A 21,351-nucleotide genomic window follows, 5' to 3' on the forward strand; every position below is an offset into this window, starting at 1 on the left:
GCGTGCCCTCCGGGATGACGGCAACGATTTCGCGTGGGTGCTCCTGGTAGTCGGCACTGGCCTCGCAGTCCGGCGTCGGCTACAGGCGGTGTGCGGCGCGCCGATTGGCGTACACAAAACCAACCACAGGGTATGTAGGGTTGGATGTCCCGCCGTCCTCGACGGCGGGTGTTCGGCGATCGGTGCGAATCGGCGGAGGCCCGGCTGTGGGCGGGCGAGCACATCGGGGAGTGGACGTGGCGAGTGCGCGGCGGATGGTTGCCCGGGTGTGGACGGTGGCCATGGCGGTGGTGACGGCTCTGACCATGGTCGGCGCGGAGCGGTCGGTGGTTCGGGCGGATCTGCTCGACGACTTCGTGAACCCGCCGCACGTCCTCGACTCGGTGCTGCCGACTCCGCTGGACGATCCGTTCTACATTCCGCCACCTGGATTCGAAAAGCGCTCTGCGGGAACCGTTCTCGCATCCCGGGCCGTACGCAACTGGTTTCCGGCGCCGGTGCGCTCGATCGAGTTGCTGGTCCGGTCCACGAATGCCAAGGGTGAACCGGTGCCCGTGGTCGCCACCCTGCTGACGCCGCAAAAGCCTTGGAGCGGAACGGGTTCGCGGCCGCTGGTGTCCTACAACATCCCGATCTCCTCGCTCGGGAACAGCTGTGCGCCGTCGCGGCAGTTGCAGGAGGGGGTGCAGGCCGATCAGCTGTCGATCGGGCTGCTGCTGGCCCGCGACTACGCCGTGGTCGTGCCCGATCACCAAGGCCCGCGCCAGGCGTACGCGGCCGGGCGGATGGGCGGCCACGCCGTGCTGGACGCGCTGCGGGCGGTCGGGCGCCTCGGCGTCGCGGAGGTGCGGCCGGATTCGCCGATCGTGATGAGCGGCTACTCCGGCGGGGCCATCGCGACGGGATGGGCGGCGCAACTGGCCGGAACGTACGCGCCGGAACTGCCGCTGGTCGGTTCTCTGATCGGCGGCGTGCCCGCCGATTACGACAGGTTGCGGCGCTCCATGGACGGGGGCACCGGTGCCGCCGGAATCTTCCTCGCCGCGGCGCTCGGGCTGGCCCGCGAGTATCCCGAACTGCTGACGCTGCTCAACGACAACGGCTGGCGGCTGGCGCACGCGTTCAAGGATCTCTGCGTCGGCGGCGAGTCCGTGCTGGGGTTGCTGGCCGCCTTGAAGGTCGAAGACCTTACCGACGTGCCCGACCCGACGACATTACCCATGGTGCGAAAGATATTGGCGGACAATCGGCTAGGCGCTTTCGCACCGCAGTCGCCCGTCCTGATCTACCACGGCGTCAACGAGTTCTGGATACCGTTCGAGCAGGCCCGGAATCTGTACGACGACTGGTGTGGTCGCGGCGCCCGGGTCCGGCTGGATCCGCTGCCGGGTGAACATTTCGTCGTCGGCGCGCTCGCGATCCCCGCGACCGGCGCGTGGGTGGCGGAACTGTTCGCCGGCCGGGCGGTGCCGCCGGGCTGCTCGGTGGCCGGCTGACAGCGGATTCACAGCCCGATCGCGGCGGACCTCGAGACTGCCGCGACACGATGAATTCGCCGGACCGACCGGCACGGATCAGCTGCCCTGATCCAGCCTTCCCCGCAGACGGCGGCGCCGCTCCCCTCGATGGCGCCGCCGTTCGGATCCACCGGGCGGTCAAGACTTTTCAGTGTTCGTAGGAGTGGTCGCCGCTGAGGTCGGGTAACCGGCACAGTCCGGCGGAGACGTCGGCGGCGAGATCGTCGTAGGCGGTCGCCAGTTCCGACAACCGCCGCCAGGCCTCGCGGACCGTCGATTCGGGGGCGTCGGTCAGCGTCAGGTAGGCCAGCGCGGAGAACTGCGCCAGCCGATCCACCACGGTCCCCACGGTCTCGGTATGTAATCGCGCACCACCGTGCGCACGCGGTAATTGCGTTGCGACCCACTGGTCTATCTCGTGCACCAGCCGGGCACGATCGCGATCGATGCCGCGCACGGCACTCGCTGTCCCGCCGAGCCGCTGTTCGTGCAGCTCGGCCAGCCGACAGGCACAGCGCAGCACGAAGTTATCGTCCTGCGCCGTCCCGCGGCATGCCTCCAGGAGGCTGTGTTTGAGTGGGAGCGATTCCACGGCGGTCATCCTGCACGCCGAATGTTTCCGATCGGCAACGGGATTCGATGCCGGACCGTGATCTAGGCAGGCACGGAGGCTTACCCGTAACGCCGCCTCGCACGTCAGACCATTTTCGCCACACCGGTTTCCGCACTCGCGGCGCGCGAAATTCGATAGTCGGTTCGGTCTCGAGGTAGTGCTCGCGTGGTCAGGGACGGAAGGTGGTAGGGAGACGGCGGCGAGTTTGTTCAGCAGCAGAACTGCCATGCCGTTATGTCCGTCGCTTTCTCGCGACAATCGGATTTCAGCAGCGAAGTTGTCGTAGTAGTCGGACAGCTCGAAATAGCAGTCCCCGAACCGGCTGTCTCACACCAGTTCCACGCGCACCCCCGTCTCCCGGATATGAGCGATGTGGGCGGGGTTGGCGGCCGTGTCGATTACCAGGATGTCGATGTCCTCGATGGGGCAGATGCGGGCTAGGGCGGTGCGTTCCAGTTTTTCGGCTGTGGCTACGACGATTACTCGGTGGGCGCGCCTTGCCATTTCGGCGTTGATGCCTGCCTCGTCGAGGTGGCGGCACTGGGCGCCGCCCTCGGCGGAGAGGGCGTCGACGCCGAGAACTACCGTGTCCAAACGTAATTCGGCGAGGGTGCGTTCGGCCAGGGGGCCGTGCAGTTCGTAGGACTCGCGGCGGGCCATGCCGCCGAGGCAGATGGTGCGCAGTTGCGGGCGCAGCACCATCTCACCGGCGATGTTGAGGGCGTTGGTGACGATGGTCATCTGGTGGTCGGCGGAGTTCGGCAGGTCCGGGCGTCCGGCGAGGGCGCGTGCCACCGCTGTGGTGGTGGTGCCGCCGTTGAGTCCCACCACCTCCGCCGGATCCAGCAGTCCCGCAGCGTATTCCGCGACTCGCTGCTTGGCCGCGTCGCCGCTGCGGTACCGGGCGGGTAGCTCGTAGGCGACCTGGCTGGCGACGATGCCGCCGTGCGTGCGGGTGGCCAACTGCTGGTCGGCCAGCGCCGTGAAGTCGCGGCGGATGGTGGCGGGGGAGACCCCGAGCCGCTCGGCGGCCTGCTCCACCGACAGCCGTCCGGTATCGGCCAGCAGCTCCAGCAACCGGTTCCAGCGCTGGGATCGATCGGTCGCGGCGGTCATTTCACGCTACCGGCGGTCAGGCCGGCGACCAGGCGCTTCTCGATGAGCGCGAACAGGATGACAACGGGCACGATGCCGACCGTAGAGATCGCGAAGACATATTGCCAAGCCGTGTCGTACTGCCCGATGAACTTCGTCAAGGCCACCGACAGCGGCTGGTTCTCCGGCGTGGTCAGGATCACCAGGCTGGCCGCGAACTCGTTCCAGCACGACACGAACGCGAAGATGGTGGCGGTGACCAGGCCCGGCCACACCAGCGGCAGGCTCACCCGCGCCAGGGTCTGCCACCGGCTCAGCCCGTCCAACTGGGCGGCCTCCTCGATCTCCACCGGCACCGAGGCGAAGAAGCTGTGCAGGATCCACACCGCGAACGACAGGTTGAACGCCGAGTTCACCAGGATCATCGCGAGCCACGTGTCATTGATGCCGAGGGCGAAGAACTCCCGGAGCAGACCGGTCACCAGCACGGTCGGCTGCAACATCTGGGTCACCAGCACCAGTCCCAGAAACGCCGCCTTGCCCGGAAAGCGCCGTCGCGCCGTGTAATACGCGGCCGGGATCGCCACCGCCAGCACCACCAGGGTCGCGCACACCGCGATCACCACCGTGCTCACCAGATTGAACGGCAGCGGTGTCTCCGGGGTGTTCCACACGGTGGAGTAGTTGCCTGGGAGCCACTCCCGCGGCAGGTACGTCGGCGGGATGCGCAGGATCTCCGAACGTGGTTTCAGCGAGCCCAGCACCATCACCACGTACGGGACCAGAAAGATCGCCGCGATCACGACACCGACCACCGTCAGGTCCCAGCGTCGGCGGCCCGTCCTCGAGGTCGTCACCGTGCGCTCTCCTCCCCGGCCGGACGGATCAGTTTGACGTAGACCGCGATGATCACCGCGATCAGCGCGAAGTTCAGCACGCTCATCGCGGCGGCCGTGGCGACCTGCTGGTTCTGCCGAATCAGCTTGAACGTCAACGTCGTCGTGGTGTCGGCGGAGAAGCCCGCGATGCTGCCGGTGAGCACCTGCAGGATGGGCAGCGAGTTGAACACGTTGATGATGTTGATGACCGTCGCGACCGCGATGGCCGGGCGCAGTTGCGGCAGCGTGAGATAGCGGTAGCGCTGCCAGGCCCCGGCTCCGTCCACCCGCCCGGCCTCGTCCAGTTCGGCCGGAATCGCTTGCAGCCCGGCGAGAATCGCGTAGGTGGTGAACGGGACGGATACGAACACCGCGACCCCGATCGCCACCAGGAACGCCGGTCCCGCCTCCTTGGTGAAGCCGAAACCCCGGTCCAGCACGCCGATGTCGACCAGGAAGCGATTGGCGAGGCCCACGTCGGGGTCCAGCAGGTAGGCGAAGATCGTCGTGGTCATTACCACCGACGCCGCCCAGGGCACCAGGATCGCCATGCGCACCGCGGTGCGGCCGGGGAAATCCTTGTTCAGGAACTGGGCCAGCGCCGCCGACAGCGCCAGCGTGAGCACCACGACCGCCACCACCCAGACCACGGTGTGCAGGAGCACGCCGCCCAGTTCGTCGATGGCGAACAGCGCGCGGAAGTTGTCCAGCCCGGCGGGACCGCGGTCTTGGCCGTAGGCGTTCAGCGCACGCGTGGAGGTCCACAGCATGTAGCCGACCGGAAAGGCCACCACACCCGCGACGAGTATCAGCACCGGGCCGATCCACGGCAGCGCCCGCAGCGTCGCGGCGGATCGGCGACCAGATGTCATTGTGGCGCCGCTCAATTCGCCGCCTGCTGGATCTTCCGCAGTACCGCGGCCGGATCGGCGCCCTGCGCGACGGTGCCAATCTGCTGCCGGATAGCACCCTGTGCCGCACCCCATTTCGGGTTGTTGCTGGGGTAGAAGCGGGCCACGGGCAACGTGGTCGAGAAGGCCTGCACGACGGGGTCGTCGGCCATCGCCGCGGTGCCGCTGGTGGTGATCGGGATGAAGTGCTCGCTCCGCACGAACTTCGAATAGACACCGGCGGAATAGAAGTAGTCGAGGAACTTCCTGATCGCCTCGGTCTTGGCGCCGTCCTTCTTGAACGCCATCAGATGGTCGGCGACGCCGAGGGTCACCGGGGCGCCGGTCTCGGTGGGGCTCGGCGCGGTGGCGTACTTCAGGGCGGGATTCTTCTGCGCGATCATCCCGATCACCGGAGGCAGGCCCTCGATCATGCCGATCTTGCCCTGGATGAAGGCGTTGATGACATCCTTGCGGTCGGTGGCCCCCGGATTCGGCTGTGTGACACCGGCATCGGCGAGCGACTTCATCGCCCGCACGCCCGTGGTGTTGGCGGGGGTGTCGACGGTGATCGCGTCGCCGTCCGACCAGTTTCCGCCCGCGCCGAAGGTCCAGATCGAGGTTTCGCCCTGGGCCTCCTCGCTGCCCAGCGGCAGTCCGTAGCCGGACACGCCGCCGCCGAGCGCCTGAATGCGGCGGGCGGCGTCGGTCAGCTCGGCCCAGGTCTTCGGCGGCGCGGTGATGCCGACCTGCGTGAACAGGTCGGTGTTGTAGAACAGGGTGCGGGTGGACGCGAACAGCGGTAGCGCCCACTGGGTTCCGTTGATCGAGGCGTTCCGGGCGAAATCGGGCTGGATATCGCCGAGGACGGCGGGTGAGGTCACCTCGGTGGCCGGGTAGAGCTGGCCATCGGTGGCGAAGGTGGAGTAGGCGTCGATATTGAGCAGGTCGGGGGTGGTCGATTTGGACTGCAACTTGGTCCGCACCACGTCGTTGATCGAATCCCACGACTCGATCTGCAGGTTCACCTTGATACCGGGGTTCTGCTGCTGGAAGTCGGCGATGATCCGGTCCCACTCCGACTTGGTACCGTCGCTGTAGCTCGGTGCCAGGAAGGACAGGGTGTTCGGGTCCGAGTCGTCGGCATTGCCGCCACCGAAACCGCAGGCGGAGATCGCCAGGGTGAGGCCGGTGCACAGTGCTATCGACGAGAACACGCCGCGGAGTGGACGTTTCACGAGTAGAACCTTTCGAGGCGAAACGATTCGGTTGGGCAGAGGTTAGCGCTAACACTGATCGAACGTGACCGGTTTGAGTGTAAATTTGACATGAACGATCACCGGGTTGATTCTGGTGTGGTGCCGACCTCCGCCGATCGAATCGCCAGGACCCACCTCGCCGCCGAGGTGGCAACCCAGCCGGACGATTGGACGCGCGCCGCGTCGATCGCCGCCGAGCACGCCGCGCTGCTGCCCGCACCGGGCGAGCGGGTGGCCGTCATCGGTTGCGGCACTTCGCTGTTCATGTCCCGTGCGTTCGCGGCGCTGCGGGAGGCGGCCGGGCAGGGGCTGACCGATGCCTGGCCCGCCGCTCAGGTGCGCACCGGCCGCGACTACGACCGCTACCTGGTGATCTGCCGTTCCGGCACCACCACCGAGGTGATCGAGGCGATGCGCGCCATCCCCTCGGGTGTGCCGCGCACCGTCCTCTGCTCGAGCCCGGGAACCCCGGTGCTCGAGCTGGGCGACGCGATCTTGATCCAGGAGGTGGACGAGCGGTCCGTGGTGCAGACGCGCTTCGCGACCACGGCACTCGCGATTCTGCGCCGCCATCTGGGCGAGGATCTGGACCCGGTGATCGCGCAGGCGCGCGAGGTGCTGGCGGAGGACCCGGCGAGCCTGCCCGCCGCCGTCCGCGGTGCCGAGCAGATCACCTTTGTCGGAATGGGTTTCGCGGGTGCGCTGGCCGAGGAGGCGGCGCTGAAGCTGCGGGAATCCTGCCAGGCCTGGGCCGAGGGCTACCTGGCGACCGAGTACCGGCACGGTCCGATCAGCATCGCCGCGCCGGGTCGTGCGGTGTGGGCGCTGGGGCCGGTGATTCCCGGTTTGGCGGACGAAATCCGCGCTACCGGAGCGCATTTCGAGCACCGTGACATCGACGCGATGGCCGACCTGGTGCGAGTGCACCGGCTGTGTTCGCTGCGCGCCGCCGACCTGGGCTTGGATCCCGATCACCCGCGCGGCCTGAACCGCTCGGTCGTCCTCGACTGACCGTCGTGACCAGCGTCGAGCCGTCGGATCTGGTGCTGGCCGTGGATGTCGGCGGTACCACGACCAAGGCGGAGATCACCGATGCCGCCGGGGTGGTGCTGAGCGCGGGCGCGGTGCCGACGCCGCGCGGGGCGGCCGCGTTCGATGCGATGGGTGAGCTGGGCGCCGGTGTGCTCGCGGAATTGCCTGCGGCGCAGCGTGAGTCGGTGGCGCGGGCGGCCGTGGTGCTGCCCGGTATCGTCGATCCCGCCCGTTCGCTGGCGGTGTTCAGCAGCAATATCGGCTGGCGGGACGTGCGGGTGGGTGACCGTTTCAGCGCGCGCTGGGACATGCCCGTGCTGATCGAGCACGACGTGGCGGTCGCGGGCTGGGCCGAGTGGCGCCACGGCGCAGGCCGCGGTCGTGCCGACGTCTGCGTGCTGATTCTCGGGACCGGGATCAGCGGCACACTCTCGGTGGGCGGGCGTCTGGTCCGCGGCGCCGCCGGGCAGGCGGGCGAATACGGCCATATTCCGGTGCGTCACCGCGATGGTCTGCCCTGTCCGTGCGGCAGTATCGGCTGTGTGGAAACCGTGGCCTCCGGCACCGCCATCGCCCGGGCGTATCGCGACCGCACCGGACGCGAAATATCTGGCGCGGAGACGGTTTTCGCCGTCCTGGACAGCGACCCCGACGCCCGCGCCGTGGTCGACGACGCCGTGGACGCCCTCGCCGAGGGCCTGTTCGGCGTCGTCCACGCCACCTGCCCCGAACTGATCGTGCTGGGCGGCGGCCTCGCCGGTGCGGGCACCCGCCTGACCACGGCCCTACAAGACCGCCTCACCCGACTGCTCCGAGTCGCCCCCGCCCCCCGCGTGGTGCTCGGCGAGTTCGGCGCCCGCGCCGGGTTGGTCGGCGCGGCCCACTACGCCCGCACGGGGGTTTTGGAATGACGGTGGCTGGGGTGGCGGAGATGGTTGAGGCGCGTGATGGTTGGTGACGGGGTGATGCACCTGCGGGGGCGGATCGTTTCGGCGTCGTGTGTGCTGGATGACGGTGTGGTGTCGGTGCGTGGGGATCGCATCGTGGGTGTGCGGCCGTTCACGGAATGGGTTGCTGCGCAGGCTAACTCCGAGACGCCGGAATTTCTGGGGACCATCGTGCCGGGGCTGGTGGACATTCACAATCACGGCGGGTTCGGGCATCGGTTCGATACCGTGGACGCGGCCGAGGCCAGGGCGGCGGGGGAGTTCCATCAGCGGCAGGGGTCGACCAGTGTGGTGGCGAGCGTGGTCACCGGCGCGCCCGACGACATGGTGGCGCAGACGGCCACCCTGCGCGCGGTGGCCGACGAAGGCGTGCTCGCGGGCATCCATGTCGAAGGACCGTTTCTCTCCGAAGTGCGCTGTGGCGCACAGGATCCGCGGTTTCTGTCCGATCCCGATCCGGTGTTGATCGAGCGGCTTCTCGCGGCGGCGGGAGGCCATCTACGCGTCATGACGCTCGCCCCGGAGCTCCGCGGGTTCGACGTCGCGGCCCGCCTGCTCGCCGCCCACGGCGTGGTGGTGGCGCTCGGCCACAGCGACGCCGATTACGCCGCGTTCCGCAGCGCGTTGGCGCCCGGCGGACCCGGCACCCTGGTCACCCACCTCGCCAACGGCATGCCGCCGCTGCATCACCGCGCGCCCGGCCCGGCCGCCGCCGGACTGGTCGCCGCCGCCGAGCGCCGGGCGATCGTGGAACTCATCGGCGACGGCGTCCACGTCGAATCCGGCTTCGCCGCACTGGCTTTCGCCACCGCCCCGGGCCGTGTGGCCTTGATCACCGACGCCATGCAGGCCGCCGGACTGCCGGACGGTGACTACCGGCTCGGCCCGCAACCGGTCCGGGTGACCGGCGGCGTCGCCCGCGTCGCCACCGGCGCCATCGCCGGCGGTACCGCCACGCTGCTGCAATGCCTGCGCTGGGCGGTCCGCGACTGTGGTCTGCCGCTGCTCGACGCGGTCGTCGCCGCCACGTCGACACCGGCCGCGGCGGCCGGACTGGACGATGTCGGCGATCTGCGACCGGGCCTGGCCGCCGATGCGGTGGTGCTCGACGAGAAACAGGGGTTGCGTCGCGTCCTACGCCATGGACAGTGGTTGACGTGATCCTCACCGTGACGATGAACCCCGCCTACGACATGACCTACCGCGTGGAGCGGTTCGAACGGGGCCGGGCGCATCGGGTGCTGTCGGTCGAGCAGCGCATCGGCGGCAAGGGCATCAACGTGACCCGCGTACTCAATCAACTCGGGAAGTACTCCCGCGCGACGGGCTTCTCCGACCACGTCTTCGCGGCCGCCGCCGAACTGGAGCTGCCGGTGGATTTTGTGCACGCGCTGCCGTGGGTGCGGCGCACGGTGGTGATCAGTGAATCCGGGGACGGCACCGCGACCGCGCTCTGGGAACCCGGTGCCCGGGTAGGTGATCCGTACGCGGTCGAGCAGCTGCTGGTCCGCGTCACCGGCCTGCTGCCCAACACCGACGGCATGGTGATCGCCGGTTCGCAGCCCGGCGGGGTCGGCGACTCCGTTCCGGCCCGCCTCGCTCGTGTCGCGCTCGAGGTCGGCATCCCGACCATCTGCGACGTCGACGGGCGGGCGCTGCAGATGGCGGCCGAGGTGCCCGGCGTGGTGCTGATGCCCAACCGCGACGAACTGCACCGGCTCACCGGGGTCCACGCCGACACCACCGGTGAGGTGGTCGCGGCGGTGCGCCCGCTGGTGGATCGCGGCGTGCGCGCGGTGATCGCGACCCGCGGCGCCGACGGCATGGTCGCGGTCACGGCCGCCGGCGCGTGGTCCGCGGCGCTGTCCGCACCGGTCGCGGGAAATCCGACGGGCGCGGGCGATGCCGCGACCGCCGCGGTGATCGCCGCCCTGGCCGCCACACCGGAACCGGACTGGCCCGCCCTGCTCGCCGACGCTGTGGCGACTTCGGCTGCGGCCGTGGTCATTCCGGTGGCGGGGGAGATCGATCGCACCCAGCGCGACCGGCTGGCGCCGAAGGTCGTCGTCACCGGCCTACCCAGCACCGCACAGGAATCCGCACCGTGACTCTGCTGCCCGTCCCCGATCTCATCGCCGCGGCCCGCCCCGGTGCGCTGGCGGCCTTCAATGTCATCACCCTGGAGCACGCCGAGGCCATCGCCGCCGCGGCCGCTGCCGCGAAACGCCCTGCGGTACTGCAAATTTCGGAGAACACCGTGCGCTACCACGGCCGGCTGGGCCCACTGGCGCGCGCGTGCCTGGCGATCGCCGCCGACAGTCCGGCCGACCTGACCGTCCATCTCGACCATGCGACCTCGCACGAATTGATCAGGGCCGCAGCGGATCTCGGCATCCGGTCGGTCATGTACGACGGCTCGGCCCTGCCCTACGCCGACAATGTGGACAGCACCGCGGCCATCGCACACTGGTGCCGGGCGCGCGGCGTCTTCATCGAAGCCGAACTCGGTGCGATCGGCGGCAAGGACGGCGCGCACGCCCCCGGCGTACGCACCGACCCCGACGAGGCCGTGGCCTTCGTCGCCGCCACCGGCGTGGACGCGCTCGCCGTGGCCGTGGGCTCCTCGCACGCCATGCACACCCGCGATGCGCGGCTCGACGACGAGTTGATCGCCCGGCTCGCGGCGAAGGTGCCCGTCCCCTTGGTGCTGCACGGATCTTCCGGGGTGCCGGACGCGGGCCTGCGCTCGGCCGTCCGCCACGGCATGACCAAGATCAACATCGCGACCCGCCTGAACATCCTGCTGGCTCGCGCCGTACGCGAGGCACTCGCCGCCGACCCGGAGCTGTCGGACCCGCGCCGCTATCTGGGCGCGGGCCGCGAGGCCGTGCGGCAGGAAGTGGAACGGTTGCTGTACGTGCTCGCGTAGGGCGGCATCGCGCTCGAGCGGAACGGCTGCCGTACGTGTGCGCATACGGCACACCTCTCGGTCGGCCGGCCCCTTCGCTCGAGGGGACGGATGCCGCGCTCGGCTATGTGCGCCGATCTTGTACTCGCTACTGCGACAGCAACACTCCCGTCAGTACTGCAACGGCACCCCGTCATTCCGGCGCGTTTTGGCCGGAATCCACGGCTGCGAGGGGTGTGGACCCGGCCAGAAGCATGCCGGGATGACGCGGAGGGAGCGTGTACGGGGATGACTCGGAGGGAAGCGTGTGGGGGATAACGCGGGGGAGGGTGTCAGGCATGACGCGGGGAAGCACGCCCGGGATGACGCGGAGGGAAGGGGTGCCGGTGTGGCGCAGAGGGAGCGCGTTCGGGGTGACGCGGGGCGAGCGCGCCCAGGGTGACGTGGGAGCGCGCCCGGGGTGACGTGGAGGGAGGCGTGGCGGTATGGCGCGGTGGGAGGCATCCGGTGTGGTGCGGAGGGAGGCGTGCCGGGATCACGTAGTGGGAGGCGTGCCGGGATGGCGAAGGGGGAAGCGTGCCGTGAATGGCAGGGGGTGGGTGTCATTGCAGGGGAGTTGCCGTGTGAGGTGATGGGGGTGGGTTTTCAGCGAGTTATCGCAGGCGGGATGTGGTTGCGGGGTACAGTGCTGCCGTTCGATCAGTCCGTGAGCGATTATCTGGCGAACCATGCTGGGGCGTGCGCGGCAGCGGCGAGTCGGCGTCGTGAGCGAGAGGGAGGACCGATGTCCGAGGCCGGGGGCGAGCCGGCGGGTGAGACTTACCGGATGCCTGTGTCGGTGCGGGTGGCGCAGGTGGTGGCGGTGGGGATGGCGGCGATCGGCCTGGTGTGCACGGGCGCCGCGGGCTGGCTGTTGGGCGGACGCTCGGCGCTGATCACGTCGCTGTCGTTCGTGCCCACCTGGTTGCTGGGACTGACGGCGCTGGCCTTCGGCGCGGCGGTGGGCGGCGGCATCCGGATCGGCGCGATTTTCCTCGCGGGATTGAACATGCTGTGGACCGTCCCGTCGATCAGCGGGGGCCACCCGCCGGGCTGGCTCGGCCCGCTCAGTTCGGTGGTGGTGATCGTGCTGCTGTTCCGCCGCGCGGCGCGGGATTGGTTCGAACCCGATGGGTGGTGATCGACCGGAACGCGGCTGTTACCAATCCCTAACCTGAAGCGCCGATTCGCAATATCCGTGCAACCGGTTGCTCCTAGTGTGACGACATGAGTAGTACACCGGCCGCGGGCACGGGCATTCATGTCAGCGGCCTCGGTAAGTCGTTCCGGGTCGGCCGCCGGTCGGTGCAGGCGCTGGACGCGGTGGATCTGCACACCGAGCAGGGCACGTTCCTGTCGCTGCTGGGCCCGTCCGGATGTGGGAAATCGACGGTGCTGCGCATCCTGGCCGGTCTGGAGACGCCCTCGGCCGGCACCGCCCGGATCGACGGCGCCACCCCGGCCGAGCTGCGCCGCCGTCACGGGTTCGGCATCGCCTTCCAGGATTCGGCGCTACTGCCTTGGCGCAGTGTGGAATCCAATATCAAGCTGCCGTTGCAGGTGGCCGGGTTGCCGGTGGACCGGGAGTCGATCGCCGACCTGATCGCGCTCGTCGGCCTGGAAGGGTTCGAGAAGGCGAAGCCCGCGCAGCTGTCCGGTGGTATGCGACAACGGGTTTCGATCGCGCGGGCGCTGGTCGTGCAGCCGTCCGTGCTGCTGCTGGACGAACCGTTCGGCGCGCTCGACGACATGACCCGCCAGCGCCTGAACCTCGAGCTGCTGCGCATCTGGACCGAGAAGCCCGCCACCACACTGATGGTCACGCACGGCATCGGCGAGGCGGTGTTCCTCTCCGACGTGGTCGCGGTCATGAGCCCGCGACCGGGACGGGTGGTGGAGATGGTGCCGATCGACCTGCCGCGGCCGCGCACGCCGGAGATGCTGCGCTCACCGGAATTCCACCGCTTGCACGACTATCTGTCGGAGCTGCTGTTCGGCAGCGGTGGCCGCGGCGGCATCGAGGCGGAAGCCGAAGCGGCACTGGTGGTTCCGGGCGGTGGCGAGTGAGTCGCGCGGGCGGCGTGCTGGGTGTGGCGGCGCTGATCGCGCTGTGGTGGGTGCTGGCGGCGCTCGGCGTCGCGGGCGGCACCATCCCGAGCCCGTGGACCGTCGTGCACACCATGTACACGGACGGTTGGGCGCTGTACGGGCCGAACTTCCGCGTCACCGCATCCGGTGCGCTGCAAGGCTTTCTGTGGGGCAACGGGCTGGCCGTCGCGCTGGCCGTGCTGGTCCTGCTGGCGCCGCCGATCGAGTCGCTGGCCACCCAGCTGGCCATCCTCAGTTACTGCACACCGTTGCTGGCGCTCGGCCCGATCATCCTGGTGGTGTTCGGCGGGCGCACCCCGACGGTGTTCCTGGCCGCCATGTACTGCTTCTTCACCACCATGGTCGGCACCGTGGCTGGCTTGCGGTCCGCCGATCGCACCAGCCTCGATCTGATCCGCGCCTACGGCGGCGGTCGCTGGCAGCAATTGCGCCGGGTTCAGGTGATCGCCGCATTGCCGAATACGCTGGCGGCGTTGAAGATCGCCGCGCCGTCGGCGGTGCTCGGGGCCATCATCGGCGAGTATCTCGGTGGGGTCGACAGCGGCATCGGGGTCGCGCTCACGGCGGCACAGACCTCCTACAACGTGCCCCGGACCTGGGGGATGGCGCTGGCCGCGGCCGCGCTCGCGGGGCTCGGGTACGCGGCGGTGGCGCTGGTGGCCCGGCTGCTGGCGCCGTGGACCGGTGCGGCGACGGAGGCGGTGTCGTGATCGCACTGCGCAGAATCGGGAAATTCCTTTTCCCCCTGCTGATTTCGCTACTTCTGATGCTCGTGATCTGGTACGCCTTCCTCGAGGCGTTCCCCCAGGTCGGCCCGCGCGTGGGCAAGACGCCCGCGGACGTGTGGACCTACCTGGTGACCGGCGACTCCGCCGCCACCGCCCGCCACGCGATCCTGGCCGACCTGGAGATCACCCTGCGCGACGCCGCCGTCGGATTCGGTGTGGGCATGGCCGGTGCGCTGGTGGTGGCCGCGCTGTTCGTCACCCTGCCCGCGGTGGAGCAGTCCTTTCTGCCGGTGGCGATGCTGCTGCGGTCGGTGCCGCTGGTCGCGCTGACGCCGATCGTCGTGCTGGTATTCGGCCGCGGTGTCGTGGGCGTGACGGTGCTGGCGGCGATCGTGGTGTTCTTCCCGGCGCTGGTGATGATCATGACCGGGCTGCGGTCGGCGTCCCGGCAGGCGATGGAACTCGTTGCCGCGTATGGCGGTTCACGCTGGACCAAGCTGCGGTTGGTGGCCGTGCCGGCCGCGCTGCCGTCGGTGTTCGCGGCCGCGCGAGTCTCGGTGCCGGGCGCGCTCATCGGCGCGCTGCTGGGTGAATGGCTGGGCAGCGGAACGGGTCTGGGGGCCGCGCTGATCCGCGCGATCCCCACCTTCCAGTACAGCAAACTGTGGGCTTCGATCGTGCTGGTGACAGTGGTCTCGGTGCTGCTCTACGCGATCGTCGGAGTGATCGAAAACGTCGTGTTGGCCCGCTTCGGGCCGGAGGCAGGGAAAAGCTGAATGGGCAACTTCGCGTACCGCACCCACATCGACCGCCGGTCCTTCTTGCGCACCTCGGCGCTGGCCGGGTTCGCGCTCGGCGGCGCCGCGATGCTCGCGGCCTGCGGTGACGACGCCGGGGCGGGCAACAGCAACGGCACCACCGCCGACGGCTCGACCTTCGGCAGGGTCGCCGTTCAGCTGTCGTGGCTGAAGAACATCGAATTCGCGGGCGAGTACTTCGCCGACAGCCGCGGCTACTTCCGCGAGGCCGGGTTCGGCGGCGTCGACCTGGTCGCGGGCGGGGCCGCCAGCACCTCGGTGGAGGCCGGGCTCGACACCGGCAAGATCTGGCTCGGCCTGTCCGCGCCGCAGACCACCGCGCCCGCGATCCTGGAGGGACTGCCCGCCAAGATCGTCGGCACCACGTATCAGAAGAATCCGTTCTGCATCGTGAGTTCGGCGGCGAAGCCGATCAGGTCGCCGCAGGAGATGAAGGGCCGCAAGATCGGTGTGCAGGACACCAATCAGCTGATCTTCGCGGCGTTGCTGACCGCCAACGGCCTGACGCCGAACGACGTGCAGCTCGTGCCCGCCCAGTACGACCCGACCCCGCTCGCCAACGGCGAGGTCGACGGCTGGGTGAGCTACGTGACCAACGAGCCGATCACGCTGGCCGCCAAGGGTTTCCCGACCGCGCACTTCCTGTTCGCCGACTTCGGCCTGCCGCTCACCGCGGAGACGCTGACGGTGCGGCAGCAGACCATCGACTCCGAACGCGACAAGCTCAAGGCGTTCCTCGCCGCCGAGATCAAGGGCTGGAAGGACGCTGTCGCCGATCCGGCGGAGGGCGCGCGGCTCGCGGTCGAGGTCTACGGCAAGGACCAGCGCCTCGATCTCGCCGAGCAGACCAAGGAGGCGACGGCGCAGAACGACCTGGTCGTCTCCGCCGACACCCACGCCCACGGCCTGCTGACCATGACCGACGAGCTGATCGACCGCAATATCGAGGCGCTGACCAAGGCGAAGATCGACATCACGGCCGATCGGCTGTTCGACCTGTCGGTGCTGCGGGAGCTGTACGCCGAACGTCCCGAGCTGAGGTAGCCCGGGTCGCTCAGGAGACCGAAACCGCGGAGTGGAAGTCCTGGGTCCGCAGCGCGGCGGCGGAGCGGGCGGCCACCAGTTCGGCGGCGATGGCGACGGCGGTCTCCATCGGGGTCTGGGCGCCGATGTCGAAACCGGCGGGGGCGTGCAGCCGGGACAGGGTCTCGGCGTCGAAGCCGCCCGCCTCCAGGTCCTCCACCCGGCGGCGGTGCGCGGCCGGGGAACCCAGCGCGCCCAGGTAGCCCAGCTCGGGCAGCCGCAGCGCCACGGTCAGCAGCGGGATCTCGAACTTCGGATCCTGCGATGCCGCGACAATCGCTGTGGTGGAGTCGATTTCACCCGCCGCGGCCTGGGCGTTGAGGTAGCGGTGCGGCCAGTCCGCGACCACGTCGGCGCCGGGGAAGGAGTTCGGCGAGGCGAAGGTCTCGCGGGCGTCGCACACGGTGACGCGGTAGCCGAGCAGCCTGCCCTGCACGGTGAGCGCCGCCGCGAAAGGGTTGGCGCCGAAGATGATCAGCCGCGGTAGCGCCGCGTACGACGACACGAACACATCCGACTCCGGCAGCGACACCAGCTCGGTGTTGTGCCGACGATCGGTGACCAGATGCTGCCCGATCACCTCCGGATCCGAATGCCACACCACCGTGAACACGGTGACCGGCCGGTTGGCCGCGATCTCCTTGGCCACCGCGGCGAACTCGGGAAAATGTATGCGCGAGAACGGTTCTACGAAGACGTCGATGGTGCCGCAGTCGGCACTCACCTCCACACCGGTCTTGCCGTCGAACCGTTGCAGTTCCCGGCGGCCGCTGCGCGCGGCATGCGCGGCGGCCTCGTACACCACCGACTCGTAGCAACCGTCGGAGACCGACCCGTACACGCCGCCGTCGGGGTCCAGCAGCATTGTCGACCCGACCGGAAGCGCCGAATGCCCGAACGTCCGGACCAATGTCGCGAGACCGCCCGTCCGGCCGCTGTGCCACACCCGCATGAGGTCATCGACGATGTCGCGCATCACAAACTCCCGATCAGGGTGCGCGAGTGGCCGGATAGTCGTGGTCACGCCCCGTAGCCAGATCGTCGCACGTGACGGCCACAATATCCGGTCTAGCGTCCAGAAATGCCCGAGCTCCGGAATTTCCTTGCGCGGTGTGGGCGACCTCCCGCCAGTGCTTGTGACCGAGCACAACGGGGTGACCGGGCCGGCCGTGGAACACCGCGCGGGCCAGGCCGCTGGGCGCGGCGCGCGCCTCCGTCAGCACCCGGCGGACCACGTCGGCGCCGACGTCCGGGGTGTCGACCGGCATGAGGACGGCGAACTCGGCCGGGGTGGTCGCGGCCGCGGCCAGGCCGGTGCGCAGCGAGGCCGCGAGGCCGACAGCCCAGTCCGCGGCCCAGACCGGCTGTGCCCCTTCGGGAATCGCGATCTCCGGGACGTCGCACACCAGCCAGTGCCCGCGCGGCGAGCGGCGGGCCGGGCCGGTGGCGCCGAGCACCACGAACACCCGCCCGCAGCCGCCGTCGCGCAACGCGGTGACCGCGCCGCGCAGCCACGCGCCCCCCTCGGCCAGCGCCTTCGGACGCCCGTACCGGGTTCCGGCGCCGGCCGCCAGCACGATGCCGGCGCAGTCCGCGTCGTTCATGCCGTGTCCTTTCCGGCGGGCGGTCGTGCGATCCGGACCGCTCTGGCCGAGCGTAACCGCGGGCGGTGGTCCGCGCCGCCCGAGCTGACCGCAGGTCACTGCTCCTTCTCTCGGATATCGATGCGTTCGAAGAGTTCGCGGGCGGTGGTCAGGTACGCGCTCGCCTCCTCGGTGCGGCCGTGTTCGGCGGCGAGGCGGCCCAGTTCGCGCAGGGCGTTGGCGCGGCTGCGCCGGTGCCCGATCTGCTGGGCGACCTCCACCGACTCGCGGAAATAGCCCGCGGCCAGCTCGTATCGCGCCGGGTCGCGCAGCGCCAGCTCTCGCTCGATGCACCCGAGTCCGCGCAGCGCGTCGACCTTGCCCAGTGGATCCTTGACCTCCCGGGCCAGTTGCAGGGCGTATTCGAAGTTGTTGCGGGCCAGGTCGGGATTGCCCGCCCGCAGGGCCAGCTCGGCCAGGCCCGACAGCGCCCAGCCCTCCGCGTACTGATCCTGGATGCGGCGCGACTTGTCCAGCGCGCTCGACAGATGCTGTTGCGCGGCAACGGTATTCCCCGCATCGCATTCGACGTACCCCAGGCCGCGCAGGGCATCGCCCTCCAGCTTCACGTGGTTGATGCTGCGCGCGATGTGCAGCGCGTACACGTAGTGCTGCCGGGCGCCGTCGAGGTCGCCGTGCAATCGGATGGCCTCGGCGTAGCCCCACTGCACGATGCCGACCCGTTCGGGATCGGCCAGTTCGATGGCGATGGACAGGGCCTCCTGCGACCAGCGTTCGGCGGCCCGGTACTCGCAGGCCATCCGCCCGGCCCGGCCGAGCCCGTCCAGGGCGTCGCACTGCGTCGGCCGGTAACCGATCTCGACGGCGATGCGCAGGGCCTCGTTGAAGTGGTGCCGGGCGTCGGCGTGCTCACCGGTGATCCAGGCGGAGTAGCCGCGTTCGCACTGCACCTCCGCGAGGCAGCGCAGGTCACCCAGGTCGTCGGCGATCTCGCAGACCTCCAGGAACGCCTGCTCGGCCTGCACGTGCGCGCCCCGCATCCGCGCCATCCGGCCCTGTCCGAGCAGCGCCCACGCCTGGCCCTGCCGGTCATCGATGGTGCGCGCGATCCAGAGCGCGCGCCCGTACAGCCGCTCGGCGCTCTCCCAGTAGCCCAGCCCGCACAGATGCGCGGCCATCAGCCGGGCCAGTTCGGTGGCTTCGGCTGTGGGACGGGCGATTTCGAGGCAGCCGAGCAGCAGTTCCTGTTCCTTGCTGAGCCAGGAGCGCGCCCGCGCCGACTCCTCCGGCGGATTGGGTGTCGGCCGCACCCCGACCGCGTGGAAGGGCTTGATCGCGTTGACGCCGCGGGCGATGGCGAGACCGTGCCCGATCAGGCGGTCGATGAGGGCCGCGCGCACCTCGACAGAGCCCTCGCGTTCGGCGTGCAACTGCGCGCCGAGCCGCAGCATGTCGTGCATCCGGTAGCGCGGGCCGCTGGGATCCGGCGGCAGGTCGTCGGCCGGTACGGGCAGCGGGTCGAGGAAACCGGCCTCGCAGAGCTTGAGTATCAACAGCTTCGCCGACGGCTCGGACACGTCGACCAGCCACGCCAGGGTCTGCGCGGTGATCTCGGTGCCCGGGAACCAGCCGATCAGGCGGACGGCATGCTGCAGCGCGGGCTCGCGCAGCCGCTGGTACGACAGTTCGAAGGCCGCGCCGACCGATTCCTCCTCGGCGGCGAACCGCTCCAGGATGTGCTCCGCGGCCGACTCGTGGCGTTCCGAACCCACCGGCGTGCGACGGATCTCGGCGGCCAGATCGGCGAAATCGGCGGCGCTGTCGGCGAGCATATTGATGCCGTGATGGGCGATCTGACCGGCGATCAGCTTGAGCGCCAACGGAAGTCCGCCGGAGGTCTCCGAGATCTGGCGCACCGCGGCGCGGTCGTAGCCGTCGTGCAGATTGGCCAGCTTGACCAGCAACTGCTCGGCCTCGCCGAGCGGCATGCCGTCGAGGTGGTAGGGGTGGACCGGGCCGCTGCCGGACAGCCCGGTGAGCCGCTTGCGGCTGGTGACCAGCACGAAACAGTCGCGGGCCTGCGGCAGCAGCTCCTTGACCTGCGCGCTGTCGGCGGCATTGTCGAAGACGAGGAGCATCCGGCGCGACGCCATCGCCTGCCGCCACTGTTGCGCCCGGTGCCCGGCGTCCGCCGTGATCGCGGTGGGCGGCAGGTTGATCTGTAACAGCAGCCATTCCAGCAGGTCGGTGGGGTCGGCGGGGTCGCGGCCCGGGGTGTAGCCGAGCAGGTCGACCCAGATCGTGCCGTCCGGGTAGTGCTTGGCGAACGCGCTGACCGCGTACCGGGCCAATGCGGTCTTGCCCACGCCGGGCGGTCCGTCGATCACGTGCACCGCCACCCCGCCGCGCTCGATGTGCGCTGAGACCCGTTGGTGCAGTTCGGCTTTCGCCTCGTCGCGGCCGGTGAAGGCGGTGACCTCGGGTGGCAGGTCGCCGACCAGCACGGCGGAGGGGTCGGCGTCGTGCCGCGTCACCGCCTCGCGGTACTCGTCGTGTTCGGCGGCGGTCATGTGGGCGAGGTCGGCGAGATCGACCAGCCGGTCCCAGGTGGTGCCGTAAATGGTCGCCAGTTTCTTGAGTACCTCGGCGGTCGGGCGCACGCCTTTCGGGCGTGGGCCCGTGCCCGGCCAGGTCTCGTATTCGGAAATGCGGCTCGGTTTCATGGTGTCGCTGTTGGATAGCGCGTTGAACTGGTCGCACACGTTTTCCTGGGACAAATTGCAGGCGTAGCGCCAGGCCGCGCGGGCGCGATATCCCTGTTGCCGCAATTCGTCGACGAACGGGCGGCGCATTTCCTGATCGCCCAGGCCGAGTTCCCGGAATCGGGTGTACACGGTCTCTACCGCCCGTGGGCGGCGCGGTTTACGCGGTTGATCGGAACGGGCTCGTGCCACCGATACCTCCCCCGAGCTGTCCGGCTGTCCCGGCCGGACGAGCCGAATGTGATACGTCCTTGGTATCAGGACGTATTCGTCCTGGTCAATGGGCTGTGCCGATGTGAAGAAAATGTCCGGGCAGTGTGATCGACGGTGTGGTCCCGGCTCGTCAGCATGGAGGTGATCGGCCCGGCCGGGTTCCGGCCGACGGTAGAAAGGATCGCATTGATGGGAATTGCCGCCACGGACTGGTTGATCACGAGCGATGTCGCTCTGGAGGTTGCATTTCGAATCGATCTCCCGGGCCCGGATCGAGGGCGGTGGGTGCTGTCGTACCTGCCGGCCGATCGACGATTCACCCGTGACCAAGCGCTGGCCGGTGTGGTGCTGGCCGAAATGGTCATGTTCGAATTCGACGGCGCCGAGGGCGAATGGGACGGCGACCTGGCCTCGATCTACGCGGCCGAAGTGGGACTGAGCCTGAACGACGCGTTGTGCCTGCTCGCATTGCGGGCCCTCGATTCCGAGGCGGACGAGGACGCCGGAGACGGTGACGATTCGCCCGAGCCAGGTTCCGACGCAGCGTGTTCGGCGGCGGTGTGGAAATTATGAGCGCGCCGAAAACTCCGTACGAGGAGAACTTGCCGCCGCCGCGCTCGCCGCTGCACCCGGTGCTCGCGGTGGTCCTCAGCGCCGCGCTGGCGGCCGCCGTCGGCATCGTGTCCGGCGACTGGCCCTCGGCCGTGACGGTGTTCGTGACCAGCGCCGGACTGCTGGGCGCACGGGAGATCCGGCAGCGTCGGCGACAACCCGGCGAGGACGAGTAACACGTCCGCAACCAGCGGCTTCTAGGGTGGGTGCACGGGGTTGCCCCGGGAGCCGGGCTCGGAAGAGG

21 protein-coding genes are annotated in these 21,351 nt (G+C 69.5%); 13 read left to right on the plus strand and 8 right to left on the minus strand.

All coding sequences use genetic code 11. The annotated features are described in order from the left end of the window. Positions 1-236 precede the first annotated feature (236 nt). Complete coding sequence (locus ACFMRZ_RS24940) at positions 237-1,496, plus strand: lipase family protein (protein WP_400180961.1); 1,260 nt, start codon at positions 237-239, stop codon at positions 1,494-1,496. Between the two features lie 169 nt (positions 1,497-1,665). Here ACFMRZ_RS24940 and ACFMRZ_RS24945 read toward each other — a convergent pair whose 3' ends face one another. The 5 genes from ACFMRZ_RS24945 to ACFMRZ_RS24965 form a co-directional block, all read right to left on the minus strand. After that, complete coding sequence (locus ACFMRZ_RS24945) at positions 1,666-2,109, minus strand: DUF4254 domain-containing protein (protein ID WP_400180962.1); 444 nt, start codon at positions 2,107-2,109, stop codon at positions 1,666-1,668. A gap of 348 nt (positions 2,110-2,457) precedes the next feature. After that, on the minus strand, positions 2,458-3,246 hold the full coding sequence (locus ACFMRZ_RS24950; RefSeq protein ID WP_280271856.1) for a DeoR/GlpR family DNA-binding transcription regulator: 789 nt from the start codon (positions 3,244-3,246) through the stop codon (positions 2,458-2,460). Continuing rightward, positions 3,243-4,082: a carbohydrate ABC transporter permease gene (locus ACFMRZ_RS24955; RefSeq protein WP_400180963.1), complete on the minus strand. Its 840-nt coding sequence runs from the start codon at positions 4,080-4,082 to the stop codon at positions 3,243-3,245. Before ACFMRZ_RS24955 ends, ACFMRZ_RS24950 begins: the two co-directional genes overlap by 4 nt. Next, positions 4,079-4,975, minus strand: coding sequence for a sugar ABC transporter permease (locus ACFMRZ_RS24960; protein ID WP_280271858.1), 897 nt, complete (start codon positions 4,973-4,975; stop codon positions 4,079-4,081). The genes ACFMRZ_RS24955 and ACFMRZ_RS24960 overlap by 4 nt, the downstream gene beginning before the upstream one ends. Positions 4,976-4,986: 11 nt before the next feature. Beyond that, the gene (locus tag ACFMRZ_RS24965) at positions 4,987-6,231 is read right to left on the minus strand and encodes an extracellular solute-binding protein (protein ID WP_400180964.1); all 1,245 of its coding nucleotides are present in this window, start codon (positions 6,229-6,231) and stop codon (positions 4,987-4,989) included. A gap of 120 nt (positions 6,232-6,351) precedes the next feature. On the opposite strand from ACFMRZ_RS24965, the gene ACFMRZ_RS24970 reads away from it, so the two are divergent. The 10 genes from ACFMRZ_RS24970 to ACFMRZ_RS25015 all read left to right on the plus strand — a co-directional run bounded on the left by ACFMRZ_RS24970 (position 6,352) and on the right by ACFMRZ_RS25015 (position 15,877). Next, positions 6,352-7,263 carry an SIS domain-containing protein gene (locus tag ACFMRZ_RS24970; RefSeq protein WP_400180965.1) on the plus strand — a complete coding sequence of 304 codons (912 nt, stop codon included), beginning with the start codon at positions 6,352-6,354 and terminating at the stop codon, positions 7,261-7,263. Positions 7,264-7,268: 5 nt separating this feature from the next. Further along, the gene (locus ACFMRZ_RS24975; protein WP_400180966.1) at positions 7,269-8,195 is read left to right on the plus strand and encodes an ROK family protein; all 927 of its coding nucleotides are present in this window, start codon (positions 7,269-7,271) and stop codon (positions 8,193-8,195) included. A gap of 36 nt (positions 8,196-8,231) precedes the next feature. Next, on the plus strand, positions 8,232-9,392 hold the full coding sequence (locus ACFMRZ_RS24980; protein WP_400182966.1) for an N-acetylglucosamine-6-phosphate deacetylase: 1,161 nt from the start codon (positions 8,232-8,234) through the stop codon (positions 9,390-9,392). Next, entirely contained in the window at positions 9,380-10,339 is a 960-nt protein-coding gene (locus tag ACFMRZ_RS24985) for a hexose kinase (protein ID WP_400180967.1), read from the plus strand. Before ACFMRZ_RS24980 ends, ACFMRZ_RS24985 begins: the two co-directional genes overlap by 13 nt. Further along, complete coding sequence (locus ACFMRZ_RS24990; RefSeq protein ID WP_400180968.1) at positions 10,336-11,160, plus strand: class II fructose-bisphosphate aldolase; 825 nt, start codon at positions 10,336-10,338, stop codon at positions 11,158-11,160. Before ACFMRZ_RS24985 ends, ACFMRZ_RS24990 begins: the two co-directional genes overlap by 4 nt. An 805-nt stretch (positions 11,161-11,965) precedes the next feature. Then, positions 11,966-12,319, plus strand: coding sequence for a hypothetical protein (locus ACFMRZ_RS24995; RefSeq protein ID WP_280273494.1), 354 nt, complete (start codon positions 11,966-11,968; stop codon positions 12,317-12,319). 86 nt (positions 12,320-12,405) lie between these two features. Further along, positions 12,406-13,245 carry an ABC transporter ATP-binding protein gene (locus tag ACFMRZ_RS25000; protein WP_400180969.1) on the plus strand — a complete coding sequence of 280 codons (840 nt, stop codon included), beginning with the start codon at positions 12,406-12,408 and terminating at the stop codon, positions 13,243-13,245. Further along, positions 13,242-13,997: an ABC transporter permease gene (locus tag ACFMRZ_RS25005; RefSeq protein ID WP_400180970.1), complete on the plus strand. Its 756-nt coding sequence runs from the start codon at positions 13,242-13,244 to the stop codon at positions 13,995-13,997. Before ACFMRZ_RS25000 ends, ACFMRZ_RS25005 begins: the two co-directional genes overlap by 4 nt. After that, a complete protein-coding gene (locus ACFMRZ_RS25010) occupies positions 13,994-14,791 on the plus strand; it encodes an ABC transporter permease (protein ID WP_400180971.1) in 798 nt (265 codons plus the stop codon). The genes ACFMRZ_RS25005 and ACFMRZ_RS25010 overlap by 4 nt, the downstream gene beginning before the upstream one ends. Beyond that, positions 14,792-15,877, plus strand: a complete 1,086-nt coding sequence (locus ACFMRZ_RS25015) for an ABC transporter substrate-binding protein (RefSeq protein ID WP_400180972.1) — start codon at positions 14,792-14,794, stop codon at positions 15,875-15,877. 10 nt (positions 15,878-15,887) lie between these two features. Here ACFMRZ_RS25015 and ACFMRZ_RS25020 read toward each other — a convergent pair whose 3' ends face one another. The 3 genes from ACFMRZ_RS25020 to ACFMRZ_RS25030 form a co-directional block, all read right to left on the minus strand. Next, on the minus strand, positions 15,888-16,892 hold the full coding sequence (locus ACFMRZ_RS25020; protein WP_280270782.1) for an XdhC family protein: 1,005 nt from the start codon (positions 16,890-16,892) through the stop codon (positions 15,888-15,890). Positions 16,893-16,905: 13 nt separating this feature from the next. Beyond that, entirely contained in the window at positions 16,906-17,520 is a 615-nt protein-coding gene (locus ACFMRZ_RS25025; protein ID WP_400180973.1) for an NTP transferase domain-containing protein, read from the minus strand. A gap of 95 nt (positions 17,521-17,615) precedes the next feature. Continuing rightward, positions 17,616-20,414, minus strand: coding sequence for a tetratricopeptide repeat protein (locus tag ACFMRZ_RS25030; protein ID WP_400180974.1), 2,799 nt, complete (start codon positions 20,412-20,414; stop codon positions 17,616-17,618). Between the two features lie 270 nt (positions 20,415-20,684). On the opposite strand from ACFMRZ_RS25030, the gene ACFMRZ_RS25035 reads away from it, so the two are divergent. Together ACFMRZ_RS25035 and ACFMRZ_RS25040 are read left to right on the plus strand one after the other, a co-directional pair. Further along, a complete protein-coding gene (locus ACFMRZ_RS25035) occupies positions 20,685-21,068 on the plus strand; it encodes a hypothetical protein (RefSeq protein ID WP_400180975.1) in 384 nt (127 codons plus the stop codon). After that, positions 21,065-21,283: a hypothetical protein gene (locus ACFMRZ_RS25040; protein ID WP_280270786.1), complete on the plus strand. Its 219-nt coding sequence runs from the start codon at positions 21,065-21,067 to the stop codon at positions 21,281-21,283. Before ACFMRZ_RS25035 ends, ACFMRZ_RS25040 begins: the two co-directional genes overlap by 4 nt. Positions 21,284-21,351: the final 68 nt, after the last annotated feature.

The organism is Nocardia sp. N2S4-5, assembly GCF_044628355.1.
In the GTDB taxonomy this organism is placed as follows: Bacteria; Actinomycetota; Actinomycetes; order Mycobacteriales; family Mycobacteriaceae; genus Nocardia; species Nocardia wallacei_B.

Excerpts from the sequence above, each read along its gene's own strand:
- ACFMRZ_RS24950 (WP_280271856.1), bottom strand. The coding sequence starts at position 3,246 with ATGACCGCCGCGACCGATCGATCCCAGCGCTGGAACCGGTTGCTGGAG.
- ACFMRZ_RS24960 (WP_280271858.1), bottom strand. The coding sequence starts at position 4,975 with ATGACATCTGGTCGCCGATCCGCCGCGACGCTGCGGGCGCTGCCGTGG.
- ACFMRZ_RS24980 (WP_400182966.1), top strand. The coding sequence starts at position 8,232 with ATGGTTGGTGACGGGGTGATGCACCTGCGGGGGCGGATCGTTTCGGCG.
- ACFMRZ_RS24995 (WP_280273494.1), top strand. The coding sequence starts at position 11,966 with ATGCCTGTGTCGGTGCGGGTGGCGCAGGTGGTGGCGGTGGGGATGGCG.
- ACFMRZ_RS25000 (WP_400180969.1), top strand. The coding sequence starts at position 12,406 with ATGAGTAGTACACCGGCCGCGGGCACGGGCATTCATGTCAGCGGCCTC.
- ACFMRZ_RS25015 (WP_400180972.1), top strand. The coding sequence starts at position 14,792 with ATGGGCAACTTCGCGTACCGCACCCACATCGACCGCCGGTCCTTCTTG.
- ACFMRZ_RS25020 (WP_280270782.1), bottom strand. The coding sequence starts at position 16,892 with ATGCGCGACATCGTCGATGACCTCATGCGGGTGTGGCACAGCGGCCGG.
- ACFMRZ_RS25025 (WP_400180973.1), bottom strand. The coding sequence starts at position 17,520 with ATGAACGACGCGGACTGCGCCGGCATCGTGCTGGCGGCCGGCGCCGGA.
- ACFMRZ_RS25035 (WP_400180975.1), top strand. The coding sequence starts at position 20,685 with ATGGGAATTGCCGCCACGGACTGGTTGATCACGAGCGATGTCGCTCTG.
- ACFMRZ_RS25040 (WP_280270786.1), top strand. The coding sequence starts at position 21,065 with ATGAGCGCGCCGAAAACTCCGTACGAGGAGAACTTGCCGCCGCCGCGC.